Raw genomic sequence first — 14,311 nt, forward strand, 5'->3', positions numbered from 1 at the left:
GTATATAAACAAGGAGGTGGGACTTATGGTAAATCTCGAACTCGACGATGACCTGATCGAAGCAGTAACCAAACTCAGTGGTTTAAAAACCAAACAGGAGGCTGTTACCCAAGCTTTGCAGGAATACATCCAACGCCATAAACGAGCCTCAATCCTGCAACTGTTCGGCACAATCGACTACGACGCAGGCGATGATCACCGTCCAGAGCGTGCGCTTCACAGTCTGACCCCAGCCGAAAGGCAAGCATGGCATGATGACCAGAAAATAATTGCAGAAGCCGCCGTATTACCTGAATCACCTTGGGAAAAACAGGCTTGAAATGATGACCATATTCATCAATACTGCCAAATATCCCCATTTTGATGAATATAAACATCATGCTAGCAACTATCGGTGAAACCATCCGCTCCGCCCGCAAAACGCGCGGCTGGAGTCAACAATACCTTGCCGACCTGTGCAATCTTGACCGTACCACCATCGGCGCACTCGAACGCAACGATTACAACGACATCGGCATCCGCAAAGTGGAGCGTGTTCTTGGAATGCTGGGCAAAACCCTCACCACTAAAGATGTCGGCCTGCCCACGCTGGATGAGTTGAAGGTGCAATATGGCTGAAGTCGACGTTTACACCGGACACGGAACCCAGCCTGCCCCCGCAGGGCGCTTAAGTGCCAGCCAGCAGCAACACGTTTTCAGCTACCGCCATGATGCCTGCGAGGCTTTGTCGCTGACCATGCCGTTGCGCCACGAAAGTTACAATTACGGGCAATTGCACCCCATTTTCGAGATGAACTTGCCCGAAGGTGCGTTGCGCGAAGCCTTAGAGCGCATGACCGCCAAGCAATACGGCAGTGATGACCTGACCCTGTTGACCATTCTAGGCACACACCAAATCGGGCGCATTGCCTACGCATTGGCAGACCAACCCTTGCGCCTCCCCAGTGACAACCCCTTAACCTTGCAAGATTTACTGAACAACCCCGATGCCAACTTGTTCAGTGAATTGCTGCAACGTTACGCCCAACAATCCGGGGTAGCGGGCGTACAACCCAAAGTCCTGCTCGACCTGCAAGGGCATCTGACGTTCCCGGTTGAGCATTACATCGTCAAAAGCTGGGGGGCAGATTACCCCCATCTAGGCTGCAATGAATACCTGTGCATGAGCATTGCCAAAGACGCAGGTTTGAATGTCCCAATCTTTTACCTCAGCGATAACGCCAAGCTGTTGGTCAGCCAGCGTTTCGACATTGGCAGCGACGGCGAAGCACTGGGCTTTGAGGATTTTTGCGTGCTGCAAGCCAAAGGCACGAAACAGAAATACGACAGTTCTTTGGAAAGCTGCACCAACACCATCCGCCAATTTGTTTCACCGGAACATCAGGGCAAAGCGCTGTATGACCTATTCAAACTGACCTACCTCAACATCAGGATCAGGAATGGCGATGCGCACCTGAAAAATCTGGGCGTGTTATACCCCAACCTGCAAGGCTTGCGCAGTGGTGAAACCCCAAGCATCAGCCGCACGCTTGCCCCCGTGTTTGATCTGGTCAGCACCGTCCCTTACCTGCCGCATGACACGATGGCGTTGACCCTGACAGGCTCGAAACGCTGGCCTAAACGTAAGGTGCTGCACACCTTTGCGAAACAGCATTGCCAACTGGATACGCAAAAAATAGCGGAGATTGAAGCGGCGGTAGAGCAAGCAATTCAGCAGAATTTGGCATTATTGGGGCAATTACAGCAGCAATACGCTGACTTTACACTTGTGTCAGAACAGCTTTACACCGTACTGACACAGCCAATGCTATAGGGGATTATTCCGTCGTAGGCGCAGGGCTTGCCAATTTCTCGCCCGCATTTCCCGCTGTCAGTGCATACCAGTCGAAGTGCCGGGTCGCGAGCATCAGCACCGCTAACACTACGAAGATCAGCACACTGCCCATCAGCAGCGCGTTTTCTTCCGCCTGCAAAATCATGTAGAGCAGCGCATACAAGCCCGCCAAACCCGCGCCGAGCAATAATCCCAGTTTGCGGCTGTGCAAGATCGCACCAAAATACAGCGTCAGCAACCCAGTACTCGCCAAGCCTGCCGTGCTGTATGCAGTGAGGAAGGCAAGGTGTTCCGACAGCGAAATCAGCAGCAGGTAGAACACCAGCAGCGCAAACCCAACCAGCGTGTATTGCACCGGATGGATGCGCAATTTCTTGAGCAATTCAAACAAAATTAGCGTGACAAACGTCAGCACGATGAACAGCAGCGCATATTTGATGCTGCGTTCCGACTGCTGGTAGACATCCACTGGCTGGATCAGGCCGAATCCAACCGCACGGCTCAACAAGTTGGTGCAATCCCCTTTACGGCATTCTTCCATCGCGCCCGTGACATTGAAGGAAAACGACGATGCCCGCCATTGCGCACTAAAACCCGTTTCCGTGATGTCGCGCCTAACTGGCAGCAATTCACCCGTGAAGCTGGGGTTTGCCCAGTTGGAAGCCAATTGCACGCTGGTGTCTTCCGAGAGCAAGGCAAAATTCATCGCCCGCATCCCGTTCAATTCCAGATCGAAAGCAAACGGCAGACGGGTTTCGGCATCTAACGCCAGTGCGGGCAGTTTGGCGTACATCCCTGCGCTTGCGCCCGCCCCCGGCAAGTTGCTGCCCGGTTGGAAGGCTAGTTTACTGCCTGCCCATGTCAGGCTCGGTGGGGCAACGATGCCGCGCTGGTCACGCACCAGCACCGACAGGTAGGGTTTATCCCAACGGAATTGCTTATCTTTGTTTTCCGCGAGTAAATCCAACAGCGCTTGGTTGCTGAATTCGCCTTTGACCTGCAAGCCGCTGGTGTAAACCGGCACGCCGTAAATCCCCCGGTAACGCACGCTGCTATCCAGTTTACTTTGGATGTTCAATTGCTTGGGCAGCAGGTAAAGCGTATCGCTGAGGGTTTCTTCGCGGGTGATTTCGCGTTCACGTCCGCCATCGTCTTTCACCTTTTCCTTGCGGTTAAAGGTCAACTGGTAAGGGATTGCCAGCACCGGGCCTGCTAATGTTTGTTCGCCGGGCCAGCTTTGCCCGATACTTTGGTACGCCTGTTCGCGCCACCCCGCACGTTCCCCCACCAAGCCGAGGATGAACGATTGCGGGATCAGCAAAAACACCATCAGGCCGATGATGGTGGCGAGTTTGAAGTAAAAAGCGCGGCTGTGCATGGGGTAACTCCTTGTTGTTGGTGATAGGTCAAGGATAAGCAGCCACCGTGGAGATTTACCTTGGGCGGATGTGGAAATATGGCGGATACTGATGCAGATTTGGTGCAGTTTAGCCGCGCCCGCCGCCCGTCTGAATTCATGCGCCGATGGCGGCAGTCTTATAAGATTTGGCTATTTATTACAGGAAATACCCATCATGAAACACTATCTGTTGGCTTTGACCCTGATGCTGTCTGGCGCGGCGCACGCTGCGGAAGATGCGTGGACAGGCAGCGACAAAACCATGCACTTTGCCCTTTCTGCCGGTACAGGTTTGGCAGCTTACGCTTACACCCATAGCAAACCCAAGGCGTTTGGCTTGGCGATGGTTCCAGGCATTGTCAAAGAAATTGCCGACAGCCAAGAACAAGACAACCATTTCAGCGGTAAAGATTTGGTATGGGATGCGGTAGGCGCGGTTGCCGGAATACAGTTGGGCGACTGGAGCATCAACAACAAGGGCGTGTCGTGGGGGAAAAGTTTCTAACATTCCCCCCACGGTAGCTCAGGCATTCAGGTGATAAGTTGTCCGAAAGGCTTGGGTAACATTGCGTAACGGTTCATCCAGCAACGCCAAACACGGCGCGGCAATGTGCGCTGGCACACCGCCGTAAAACGCTTCCGCCATGCTGCCCGCAATACATGCCAAGGTATCACTGTCGCCACCCAAGGAAATCGCGTTACGGATAGTGTCCTCGAAATCGTTGGCTTCCAGAAACGCGGTGATCGCTTCCGGCACGGTTTGTTGGCAAGATTCGTTGAAGGCGTAATCCGGGCGGATGTCATCCAGCGTGCGTGACAGGTCGTAGCCGAATTCGCGTTCCACGAAACGTTTCAGTTCGGCTTTATCCGCACCTTTTCGCGCCAGATAAATCACGCTCGCCACCGCTTGCGCCCCCTTGACGCCTTCCGGGTGGTTGTGGGTCGGCTCGCTGTAACGGCGGGCATTCACCAAGACCGCTTCCAAGGAATCAAAGGCATACCCCACCGGGCTGATACGCATTGCCGAACCATTGCCCCAACTGTTGTAAGCGGGTGCATCCGGCGTGGCTCCCCACACACGGAACGCTTTCCCAAACCCGACCTTGGTGTAACGCTGGTAATATTCGCGCATGACTTCTGCGTAATCGCGCTGGTGCAAGATCGCATCCGCCAGCGCAATGGTCAGCACGCTGTCATCCGTGAACTTGCTTTTGGGGTCGAACAAGGGAAAATCCTTGCTCTTGTGCGGCGCTTCATTGCGCCAGTTCCGCGCCTCAAACACCGAACCGATGATGTCGCCTGCAATTGCTCCTAACATGGTGAACCTCCTTTTATAGCTGACCGTTGGAACGGGCACGCACGGTTTCAAAACTGTCATCCACCAGCAATTCGCCATTACGGAACACCGGACGCAAGCAGTTGGTTTCCCACGACAGCGCATCTTCGCGGATGGTTTTGATACCACCAGCATCCTTGATCACCGCCAACCGTCCGCGCTTGGAATTTTTGCCGGAATCGGTAATGGGCTGCTTATACACATCGCGCCACGCGCCATTGATTTGAATCGCGGAAGCCTTCATCGCAAAACTCAAGGTATCGCGGTTAACCTTCTGCAACAGCCCGCCGCCCATGCCGAACGCCACATTTTCGGTGGAAAACCCCGCTTGCTGGATACGTTGCAAAATCACGCCGATGGAATCCACATCCACCCCATCACCTTGGATCACCCGCACGCAATCGCTCAACACCTTGAAACCCTTGCTGTTCACGCGCCCGCCGAATTCGGCATACAAGCGTTTCAGCACTTCCGGCACAATTTCTTCTGGCACGCCAGAATCGGGGCGGATCACCACGGTTGCACCGCTGCTTTCGACTTCCGCCCGCAATTGCTTGCCCCAAATCTCGGAAACTGCATGGTAGATGTCGTAAGAGTCAGAGACTACCGCCAGCAATTTCCCCGGCTGGGCGAACTGTTTGAGCATATTCGCGTAAGCATCTGCCTCGCCGTCGCGTCCCCACGCAGTGATGGTGGAGTGTTCGGTCGCGGGAATTGAGAAACCCGCCATCTCAGCACCGTAATATTTACGCGCCGCCAACAATGCGACTACCGTATCCGTGCCCATGAAGTTGACCAAGTGCGCCATGCCGCCGAGGGCTGCCGATTCGTGGGAAGACACCCCGCGCGCGCCGAAGTCGTGCAGCTTGAACAGCAACTCAGCTTCCGGGTTTTCGCAGGTGGTTTCGAGTGACTGGCGGATCGCTTGCTTCACCTGCCATGACAACGTGGCGACAGTAGTGGGATACCAAATCGCCCGCAGTAACGCGGTTTCCAGATACGAAGTCAGCCAGTAGGCTTGCGGGTCAGTATTGCGTACCTGTACCAGCGCATTGCCGGTGGGGACAACCATGCCTTCCGGCAACGCTTCGATTTCGATGGGCAGGAAACCGCCGCGCTGCTGCACGATCTGTTCCCAACCTTGGCGGTAAAATGGCACACCGTGCGCGGCAAATAGCGCGTCTGCTTCGTCAATATCCGCCATAGTAACAGGCTTGAGTAGGTATTCCTTGATGAATGCCTGCAAGCCAAAGAACAGCGACTGTTTAAACTGCCCGCCGCGTGACTCAATATAAGATGACACCACTTCCGCCCCGGCAGGGTATTGCAGAAAGTGACTGGCTTTGTAGCTGTCCGTGTTGAGAATCAAGTTAGTGAACATAGGAAATCCTCCTGTGTTGAGTTAAACGCCAGTCTATCCAGCGTGGAAAAGAGAGAATGTTTACCCAATCATTGTCTTAATAATCTGGAAATGGTCTTCAAACAGCTTTTCGGGATCAAGGTCGCCCAATGGAACCCAAAAAGCATGTTGCGCATCGTCACCGCCTTTCACTTTCGGCAAGCCGTGCGCATCGGGTTTGAGTTCGATCAGAAATGCATGGGTAATGGTGCGCCCACGAGCAGAGCGGTGCGGGTCGTCAAATACCTGTTCCTTCTCAATCGAGCCAGCCAATACCGGAGCGGGAACTTTGATGCGGGTTTCTTCACGCAATTCACGGATTACCGCATCCCGCAGTTTTTCGCGTGGATCAAGGAAACCACCGGGCAACGCCCATTGGCCTTTACCGGGACGGGCTTTGCGCTCGATCAGCAGGATGTGTCCGGCTTGCACCACCACCGCATCGACAGTAACGAAGGTCGGGGCGTAGGGCGCGGCTTCCCAGCCCTTGCGGTACTGGTTAACGAATTCCCACTCGCCTGCAATGTGTTGGAAGGTGTCAGATTCACGGAAACTTTCCATCCACGTTTTTACCGCAGGCGGCACATCATCGCTGGTCGTGCCGTGTTGGAAATACTGTTCGCGCACCGGGGTAGATGACAGCCCACGCACGTTTTCCACCGCCACCGAATGCCATTGCGGGAACATCGACAGGTAATAGGAACTGTGGTCTTTGCTGTGCCCAATCAGGCCAATGCGCGGGGTGGCACTGCCCACTTTCGGTGGAAAACGGCAAGTGATGCCATGCACGGATTGTTGCACGCGGGTGATCCATCCCTGCTCGTTGTAGGTTTCATCCAGCAACGGGGAGACGATCAAGCGTTCGCCTGCATCAGGAAATACGGCACGGATAACAGATTCGCGTTCGGCAAATGTCCACGGGTTACGCAAAGTACGCGGCTGGCAACTGGAACCGACCAGCACAATCACGCGCTCGGCACGTTGCAATGCGGCTTCCACCACACTTTGGTGGCCTGCATGAAACGGTTGGAAACGGCCTATAAAGACCAGAAAGTCAAAACTGGTTTTTTGCATGTCAGTAAGCTCCTTACTGAGAATGGTTAATCTTGGTCTATCCAAGATGCGTATAAGTAAACGCTGATTTGCGTGTTGTGTCAATGACCGAATGTCACCACTTTCCACCCTGCTGGCTGGATGCTGCCATCCGACAACAGGATTTTTTCTACCGCCGGAGTTTCTTCGTAACGCTTCAGGTTATCCGCACTCATGCGCCCAAAAGCAGAACGGAAAATGACAGATTTGGAGGGAATGCTTTGCAAATCCCCCAGCAATGCCTTATCCGTCCCCACCACGATGCGCTTGTAACGGGTACTGGCTTGCAGGTAGTTAATCCACGCTTCCATTGCCCCGAAATGCGGTTTCAGGGAGTAGGACGTATCCACCACCACCAACACATCCGGCTGGTGTTTGCTCAGGTAGGTATGCGTGCCCGCCCATGCCGCGATATGCAACACGATGAACAGGGCGAAAACTTTCAACAGTTTCAAACGATAGCTCCTGTGCCGTGGTTACATTTCTGCATTCAGCAAGTTACCGATGCGGAACGAGGCCGACCCAGTGCTGGATTCGGTGTAAGCGCCTTCCGCCCAGCCAGCCATTTCCTTGAGCGCCGGGGAGGTCAGCTCGTAGGCAATGGTGTGGATGGGGATGCCGACCGATTCCATCAATGCTTTAGTATCCTCAAAGCTCACCCCACTATTGGTCTCGCCATCAGACAGCACGAAAATCACCGTCTTGTAATCCGGGTGGGTCTTTTTGAATTCCAGCAGCAAATCCGCCGCGACCAGTGTGGCGCTGTAAGTAGCCGTTTTGCCACCGACTGCCAGTTGCTCGACCGCACCATTAAACAGCGATTTTTGTTGGACGTTGAACGGGTTAATCGCCAAATCCACGTTCACGATGTCGCTGTAAGACACCAAGCCGATGGCGTTATTGGCGCTGATCAGGTCAGATGATTCGATCAGGGCTTTTTTCAGGTTTTTGATGCGTTCGCCTTCCATCGAGCCGGAAATGTCGGTGACGAATACCGCTGCAATCGGTTTGCCGCCGGACTTTTTCTGTTTCCACAGCTTTTGTGCCTGCGCGATGACACCGCCATCGGGCAGTTTATAAGCGTCCTTGTAATCCAAACTGGTTCCGAAATGGAATTTTTCCAGTACTGGCTTTTGGGTGTTGATGAACTGGGCAAAGCGTTTCAACACTTCCTGTTCTGCCGGGTCAGCCGCGCTGGTGGCGTACAGCGGGTTGTCGTGGCGTACCCCGAAGGCGACGAATTGGTAATCATCCATCCCGGTCATGCCCAACCACGTTTGTTCGCTGCCGACAAAGGCATCCAGTACGCCGCTGCCCATTGCCGCATCACGCATTTGCAAGGTGTTTTGGGCAACGAATGGCACGCCCACTTGGAAGGCTTCAAACGCGCTGGCAACATCGGGGGAAAGCATCTGCGTCTGGTCGCCTTTGGCAAACGCATCCAACACCGTCAGCAGGAAATTCAAGCCCGTAGCGGATTGGTAAGGGTTGGTGTAGCCCATTGCAAACGAGCCATTACTGACATTGGTCAGCAGCTTGGCAATATCCAGCTTTCCAGCGGTGGTGATCTGGTCGACTTTGGCCTTTTTGACAATGATCCCGGCAACACTGGAAGCAGTCACGTCCGCAACGGTGGTCAGTTTGCTGCCACTGGCATTGACCAAATTGCCCCACAGCCCATTGGCGGGGGAATAACCTTCCGCGACGTATTGCCCAGTCATGATGAATTGCGCCCCCAAGCCGGAATCGAGCTTGCGGATGGCAATCGCGGCTTTTTTGCCGTTACTGAGGGTTTGGTGCTGCTGGTTGAATTGTTCCGCCAATTCCAGATACACCCCATCCATGCCTTTGCCTGCTTTGTCGGCGGAGGTGAAAATTTCTGCCGCTTCGGTGTCGGCACTATCCGCCGCATCGTTCAGCAGTGGGTATTCCGCCAAATCGGGCAGCATCGACAGCAAGTTAGTGCGGGTAAGCTGGATGTTGGCGCGGTACTGGTTTTCGTTGTGGCTAGGTTGCACATCCGACTGCACGAGATTGTGGATTTGGGTTTCGGCATTTACTTTGTTATCCACCGTTGCCTCATCGCAAGCGGTCAGTAACGCTGCCGCCAGCAGGGTGATGGATGCCAGTGCGATACGTTGGGTTGAGGTTTTCATGCCTATTATTTTCCTGTCTGGTTGGCGGTTTGGGCAAGGCTGACTAAGCGTGCCAGCGTATCCAGCCGTTCAAACTGGCTGGTGGAACGGATATTGGCGACTTCCACCGCCGTTTCGGTCAGGGCGGTAAAGAGTTTGTCGTTTTCTGCCAGCAGCCCCGTAAGACGTTGTTGCTGCTCTTGGTACAAGTCGGTTTGGCCTTGCTGGCGGCTGATCCCGGAAAGGCTATGACCGACGGCTACCATATCGGTAAGGTTTTGCACCACGTGTTCCTGCACACTGCGGGCGGCATTCAGGTAGGTGACGGGAGCAAAGGCTTTACCCACGAAACGAGTTTCCACCACCGAGCGGTAATCGTCGAGGATGTCGGTCAGAACGTCGGCTTGCTTGACGCCCTCGCTGATGTCTAATTCCGCAAGGCTGGCACGGGCGCTTTGCAGGCGTTCCAGCAAGGCGGTGTGTTCGCGCACATTGCGTTCGTGCAGCCACAGGGCTTCGTCGTAGTCTTTATAGCCGAGCAGGCGGTACATCAAGGGCACGGTGACAGCGATAAGGGCGGCGACTAGCGCGTAAATGCCAAGCATCCACCACGGGGTTTGGAACCACCATGCAAACAGGCCGACCAACACCACTGATAACAAGGCTGCCATGAGGGTGTAATTCTTGATGGTATTGTAGGGGGTTGCGACAGAAATAAGTGCTCTCCTCACAAGGTCTTATATAAAGGATACTGTAGCAAGATTGCTGACGTATTGCTTCGCCGAAAAGCATATACCTTCGGTTTCATCAGCATACGATAAACCGTTACCGATAGGGTTAAATACCCGACGACGGAATCACATACACCGCAATCGCCACACAATGGCAGGCAGCACCGCCCAACACAAACAGATGCCAAATGGCATGGGTGTAGTGGTAATTTTTCGCAGCGTAAAAAATAGCCCCGATGCTATAGGCAAGCCCGCCTGCCACCAACAGTGCAAAACCGGGCGTAGGCAAGGCGACGTACAGTTCGTACACCACCAGCAGCGACAGCCACCCCATCAGCAGGTAAATCGCCAAGGATGCGCGTTTCAGCCGGTGAATAAAAAACACCTTGAACAATACCCCCGCGACCGCCATTCCCCAGATCACGAATAGCAACACATGCGCCAGCGGGGATTGCAGGGTAATCAGCAAAAACGGGGTATAGGTCCCGGCAATCAGCACAAAGATCGCACTGTGGTCTAGGCGCTTCAGCACCGCCTTTACCGTGGGGTTGCCAAAACTGTGATACAGGGTGGAACACAGGAACAGGATGATTAAGCTCGCGCCATAGACGGCGACCCCAGCGATGTTGGCAGCACCCAGCGCCCCTGCCGATTTCACCATCATCAAGGTCAGCGCGACGATTGCCGCCGCCGTCCCCAGCCCATGTGTGACAGCGTTGGCAATTTCTTCACCTAAGCTGTAAGGGGTAATCTCGTTAGCTTGCATAGGCATCCTCCCAGTCGGGTTTCAATTCATCTGCGGATGCTGCCATAGTAGCACTGAAGCCTTAGCCATAGGCGAGGGCAATACCCGCATAAGGCAAAAAAACCATTTGTCCGATGCCCAAAAACACGCCTAATCGCCTGTTGCACCTGAAAAAAAGAAGGCAGAAACTAGAGAAAATAGTCCTACATTTTCCTTGGTGAAGGAGCATATCCCATGAAATACCGACTTGCTGGAGCAACACTTGCCATTGGCCTGTTGCCTGTAACACTGTTAGCTGCACCTTACCCAGTACCAGCACCCTTAGCGCTGAACCAGATGGCGACCATTTCTGCCCCGGCGGAAAAAGCCACGCCCGCCAACACCCCCAAACGTTTGTACCAACGCTATTTAAGCAGCAGCCCCTACCTAACCGTAGCGCGGTTTACGGTAACGCCGGGACAAAAATACACCTTATACGAATGCGTACCAGCGCCACCGGATTCGGGTACGGGAACCAAAATAGGCGTCTGGATGGATGGCGTAACACCACTCACGGATAACACTAGCAGTTTCGGCGAAACATCGGGGGTTGTGCGTGGCTTTGCTACCCGTGGGCAAAGCCCGTGGCCGATTACTGCAAACGAAAGTGCCAAATGCGACCTGTATCGCCACAATTTCACCATTGCCCCAAACAGTGAACACAACTCGCTGTATATCGTGGCAACGTTCAACAAACCTAAGCTTTCCACCCAAGTGATGCTGAAAACACCTGCTGATGCCGATGCCGCCGTAGAAAAATCATCGGCACGCAGTAAGGGGAGCGTATGGCATTCTCCCTTACTGCTGCTCAATGTTCCGGGCGAAACCCCAACGGCAGGAACAGACACCCAGCCGACCCAGCCCAATACAACCACTTCACCGCAGGGCAATATCCAGATTCCTGATGCACCGACCACTGCCGACAATACCTCGCCTGCACTGGCTTATCCCAGTACAGTCAAGGCGTACATCCAACGCGGCGATTACGACACCTTCCGCGTGGAATTCCCCGGCGGTAAGTTCACCGTCAGTTCCCAAGGTGGGCTGGATATAGTTGCAGACCTGTGGGATGACAAAGGCAACCGTTTGGCGCGTGCCGGAGATGATGCCAAGGCTGACTTTACCCTGACGCAAGCGGATTTACCTGCGGGCATTTACTACCTGCAAGTGCGCTACATGTACCACGCAGGGGAAGGCAACTACAGCATGGTGCTCGGTGATGGCGGCAACGCCACGTATCAGGAGCAGAAATAAACCGGGACGGGGATCATTCCCCGACGGATGGCAGGTGTTTTTTGCTGTTTAATTGAACCGCAAAGCCTACGATACAGTCTACACTTCTGGGCTGTATTAAAAAGGCAACGATCAAGATGAACACACCACAAATAACACCGATGGAAAATCAACACAATGCCACGGGGCTGGAGCAGTATACCTGCACCCCGTGCCACGCTAAGCAAGAAAAATACGGGGACACCCCCTACTTGGCGATGAACCTGTGGTTCCAACCCGAAACCACCGACCACGACAGGCATCTGCTGCTGGAGCTGCGTAACTTGCGCCACGACTGGCAATTGCATCACGTTAAAATCGCTTTCATCACCCCAGACCCCAACCCTTACCTTGAGGATGGCTCGCCTGCTATGGTGTTTTCGCCGGGGAATGGCATCCCGCTAGCGGATATGGATGGGCAAAATGACGCGCAATGCACCATGCAGAAAATCACTTTCCACAACCGTTTGGCGGAAGCCAATAATGTCCAGTTTTATGCCGGGGTTTGCTTCGAGGCCAGCCATATCCGCCGCCCGCTAGAGGTGCAAAGTGGCTATGTGCTGTTCAAAAGCGGGCTGCCGTGTAGCGCAGGGCACTCGGAATAACGCCGGGTAATGCAAAAAATAACACGCCAGATTACCCGCTGGGGCATCACCTTCCTGCTGTTGCTGGCGCAAACGCCCGCTAACGCCGCAGATACGGCGCAACTCCCACGCCCTGCATGGTGGGCGCAACCCGTAGCCGTGGAAGGTGCGCCTAACCTGTATCGGGTGACGCCACACCTTTACCGTTCTGCCCAACCTTCCCCGGACGGTTTTCAGGCGTTGGAAAAATCGGGCATCCTGCGGGTGCTCAATTTACGCCAATACCACGATGACCAGAGTGCCGCCACGGGTACGCATCTGGCCTTGAACCATGTGTGGGTGAATCCCGGCGATTTTGGCGAACGTGAAATGCTGGCGGCGCTGAACGTGATTGCCCAATCCCGTGAACCCGTGCTGGTGCATTGCCTGCACGGTGCTGACCGTACCGGCACGGTGGTCGCCTTATACCGCATGGTCTGCCAAGGCTGGGACAAAACGCAGGCGCTGGATGAACTGATGCAAGGTGGGTATGGCTACCACCCGTTCTTTACGAATGTCCCCGAATTTATCCACCAAGTGGATGTTGGGAAAATGCGCCAACAGGTCAGCGGGCCGGGGTGTCCGCTCAATCAGGCAGACCCAACACTTGCGCACTCCGCGCAAACACATCCGGCGGAACTCCCAGTGCCTGTTTCAGCGCCACGTCCCGATCCCAATGGTTAGGGATACTGTTAATGCGGTGCATATCGTCTTTGCTCAGGTTGAGTGGGAAATACCACGCGGAACTCAGGATCATATTGGACATCGGAAAATCACTTCCATACAGCAATCGCCCCTTAAGCCGGGGTTCCTGTAGTGCCTTACCCATAAAACCCAGTTTGTTAATTTGCGTCAGGCTGGAAATGTCGGCGTAGAGCGTAGGGTATTGCGCAAACATCGGCAGGATACGCTGGTAATTGTCTTCGCCCGCACTCATCCCGGTGGTGGCAACATGCCCGGCAATCACTGTCACCCCCAACGACAACGGTAATGCCAAGCGGCGCGGATCACCGAAAGCATCATTGGCATTACTGAATGCCTGTTCCTGCCCGGTATGGCTCAATAGCGGCAAATGCAATTCACGCATTTTCAGGTAAAAGGGCGTCAGTTGCGGATCAGCCGGATCAATCTGCTGGATGTTTGGAATCCACTTCACCAACACCGCACCTTGCCGTTTGGCAGTTTCCAAGCGTTGCAACGCATCTTTACGATAAGGGTTGATGCTTGCACCAAAGTAAAACAGCTTGGGGTAACGTTGCACTTGCGCCGCCACGTAAGCATTCGGGATGTAAACTTCCGTGCGGGGCAAATCCAGCTCCCCTTTGGCATCCACCACCCCGTCCAGTGCCAGCAACACCGCCGCATCGACGCTGCTGGAAGCTTGCAAGCGGGCGGCAATCTTATCCACCACCACTTGGTCGCCGTGCGCTTCCACTTCCTTGCGCGTAACACCAAATCCGCTGAGGTATTGGTCAAAACGGAAATTGGCACGTAATGCCGGTGACACGTAGCAACCGCTGCCACCATTGCCATAACCGGCAATATGCGCATGCATGTCTACAATTTTGCCCGTTGGCAAAGCCGCAGGCGGCACGACTGGGCCGCTAAAAAGGGCTTCGCGTAGCAGCAGCGCCACAACCATCATGCCCAACAGCAACACCGGCACACCCAGCAATAAACGCCAGACCCAAGAGCGTCGTTTCACG

16 protein-coding genes are annotated in these 14,311 nt (G+C 54.4%); 7 read left to right on the plus strand and 9 right to left on the minus strand.

All coding sequences use genetic code 11. The features are described from left to right. The first annotated feature begins 25 nt into the window (after positions 1 to 25). From PHE17_RS10870 to PHE17_RS10880, 3 genes are read left to right on the plus strand one after another with little or no spacing between them, the layout of a single operon-like run. Entirely contained in the window at positions 26 to 319 is a 294-nt protein-coding gene (locus PHE17_RS10870) for a type II toxin-antitoxin system VapB family antitoxin (RefSeq protein WP_301015870.1), read from the plus strand. 59 nt (positions 320 to 378) lie between these two features. Next, on the plus strand, positions 379 to 618 hold the full coding sequence (locus PHE17_RS10875; RefSeq protein WP_301015871.1) for a helix-turn-helix transcriptional regulator: 240 nt from the start codon (positions 379 to 381) through the stop codon (positions 616 to 618). Beyond that, complete coding sequence (locus PHE17_RS10880) at positions 611 to 1,813, plus strand: type II toxin-antitoxin system HipA family toxin (protein WP_301015872.1); 1,203 nt, start codon at positions 611 to 613, stop codon at positions 1,811 to 1,813. The genes PHE17_RS10875 and PHE17_RS10880 overlap by 8 nt, the downstream gene beginning before the upstream one ends. Positions 1,814 to 1,817: 4 nt before the next feature. On the opposite strand, the gene creD is transcribed toward PHE17_RS10880, so the two are convergent. After that, positions 1,818 to 3,212: a cell envelope integrity protein CreD gene (gene creD, locus PHE17_RS10885; protein WP_301015873.1), complete on the minus strand. Its 1,395-nt coding sequence runs from the start codon at positions 3,210 to 3,212 to the stop codon at positions 1,818 to 1,820. 196 nt (positions 3,213 to 3,408) lie between these two features. Here creD and PHE17_RS10890 point away from each other — a divergent pair, with 196 nt between their 5' ends. Next, positions 3,409 to 3,738, plus strand: coding sequence for a hypothetical protein (locus tag PHE17_RS10890; protein WP_301015874.1), 330 nt, complete (start codon positions 3,409 to 3,411; stop codon positions 3,736 to 3,738). A gap of 18 nt (positions 3,739 to 3,756) precedes the next feature. Here the strand turns inward: PHE17_RS10890 and PHE17_RS10895 are convergent, their stop codons facing one another. The 7 genes from PHE17_RS10895 to PHE17_RS10925 form a co-directional block, all read right to left on the minus strand. Then, positions 3,757 to 4,551 (minus strand): ADP-ribosylglycohydrolase family protein, encoded by a 795-nt coding sequence (locus PHE17_RS10895; RefSeq protein ID WP_301015875.1) that lies wholly within the window; start codon positions 4,549 to 4,551, stop codon positions 3,757 to 3,759. Between the two features lie 13 nt (positions 4,552 to 4,564). Next, positions 4,565 to 5,950 (minus strand): nicotinate phosphoribosyltransferase, encoded by a 1,386-nt coding sequence (locus tag PHE17_RS10900; protein ID WP_301015876.1) that lies wholly within the window; start codon positions 5,948 to 5,950, stop codon positions 4,565 to 4,567. Positions 5,951 to 6,010: 60 nt separating this feature from the next. Next, the gene (locus PHE17_RS10905) at positions 6,011 to 7,042 is read right to left on the minus strand and encodes a bifunctional nicotinamide-nucleotide adenylyltransferase/Nudix hydroxylase (protein WP_301015877.1); all 1,032 of its coding nucleotides are present in this window, start codon (positions 7,040 to 7,042) and stop codon (positions 6,011 to 6,013) included. Positions 7,043 to 7,122: 80 nt separating this feature from the next. Further along, the gene (locus PHE17_RS10910; RefSeq protein ID WP_301015878.1) at positions 7,123 to 7,515 is read right to left on the minus strand and encodes a hypothetical protein; all 393 of its coding nucleotides are present in this window, start codon (positions 7,513 to 7,515) and stop codon (positions 7,123 to 7,125) included. Positions 7,516 to 7,536: 21 nt separating this feature from the next. Continuing rightward, positions 7,537 to 9,216, minus strand: coding sequence for a vWA domain-containing protein (locus PHE17_RS10915; RefSeq protein ID WP_301015879.1), 1,680 nt, complete (start codon positions 9,214 to 9,216; stop codon positions 7,537 to 7,539). A gap of 5 nt (positions 9,217 to 9,221) precedes the next feature. Further along, on the minus strand, positions 9,222 to 9,866 hold the full coding sequence (locus PHE17_RS10920) for a hypothetical protein (protein WP_301015880.1): 645 nt from the start codon (positions 9,864 to 9,866) through the stop codon (positions 9,222 to 9,224). Positions 9,867 to 10,032: 166 nt separating this feature from the next. Continuing rightward, positions 10,033 to 10,692, minus strand: coding sequence for a hemolysin III family protein (locus PHE17_RS10925; RefSeq protein WP_301015881.1), 660 nt, complete (start codon positions 10,690 to 10,692; stop codon positions 10,033 to 10,035). 213 nt (positions 10,693 to 10,905) lie between these two features. Between PHE17_RS10925 and PHE17_RS10930 the strand changes: the two genes are divergently transcribed. The 3 genes from PHE17_RS10930 to PHE17_RS10940 all read left to right on the plus strand — a co-directional run bounded on the left by PHE17_RS10930 (position 10,906) and on the right by PHE17_RS10940 (position 13,289). After that, on the plus strand, positions 10,906 to 11,964 hold the full coding sequence (locus PHE17_RS10930; RefSeq protein ID WP_301015882.1) for a hypothetical protein: 1,059 nt from the start codon (positions 10,906 to 10,908) through the stop codon (positions 11,962 to 11,964). A gap of 116 nt (positions 11,965 to 12,080) precedes the next feature. Then, positions 12,081 to 12,587, plus strand: coding sequence for a hypothetical protein (locus PHE17_RS10935; RefSeq protein WP_301015883.1), 507 nt, complete (start codon positions 12,081 to 12,083; stop codon positions 12,585 to 12,587). Positions 12,588 to 12,596: 9 nt separating this feature from the next. Continuing rightward, positions 12,597 to 13,289 carry a tyrosine-protein phosphatase gene (locus tag PHE17_RS10940; RefSeq protein ID WP_301015884.1) on the plus strand — a complete coding sequence of 231 codons (693 nt, stop codon included), beginning with the start codon at positions 12,597 to 12,599 and terminating at the stop codon, positions 13,287 to 13,289. On the opposite strand, the gene PHE17_RS10945 is transcribed toward PHE17_RS10940, so the two are convergent. Next, a complete protein-coding gene (locus PHE17_RS10945; protein WP_301015885.1) occupies positions 13,192 to 14,310 on the minus strand; it encodes an amidohydrolase family protein in 1,119 nt (372 codons plus the stop codon). The two genes, PHE17_RS10940 and PHE17_RS10945, sit on opposite strands and share 98 nt — an antisense overlap. Between the last annotated feature and the right edge of the window lies 1 nt (position 14,311).

The sequence above is a fragment of the Thiothrix sp. genome (assembly GCF_028714775.1).
Taxonomy (GTDB): Bacteria; Pseudomonadota; Gammaproteobacteria; order Thiotrichales; family Thiotrichaceae; genus Thiothrix.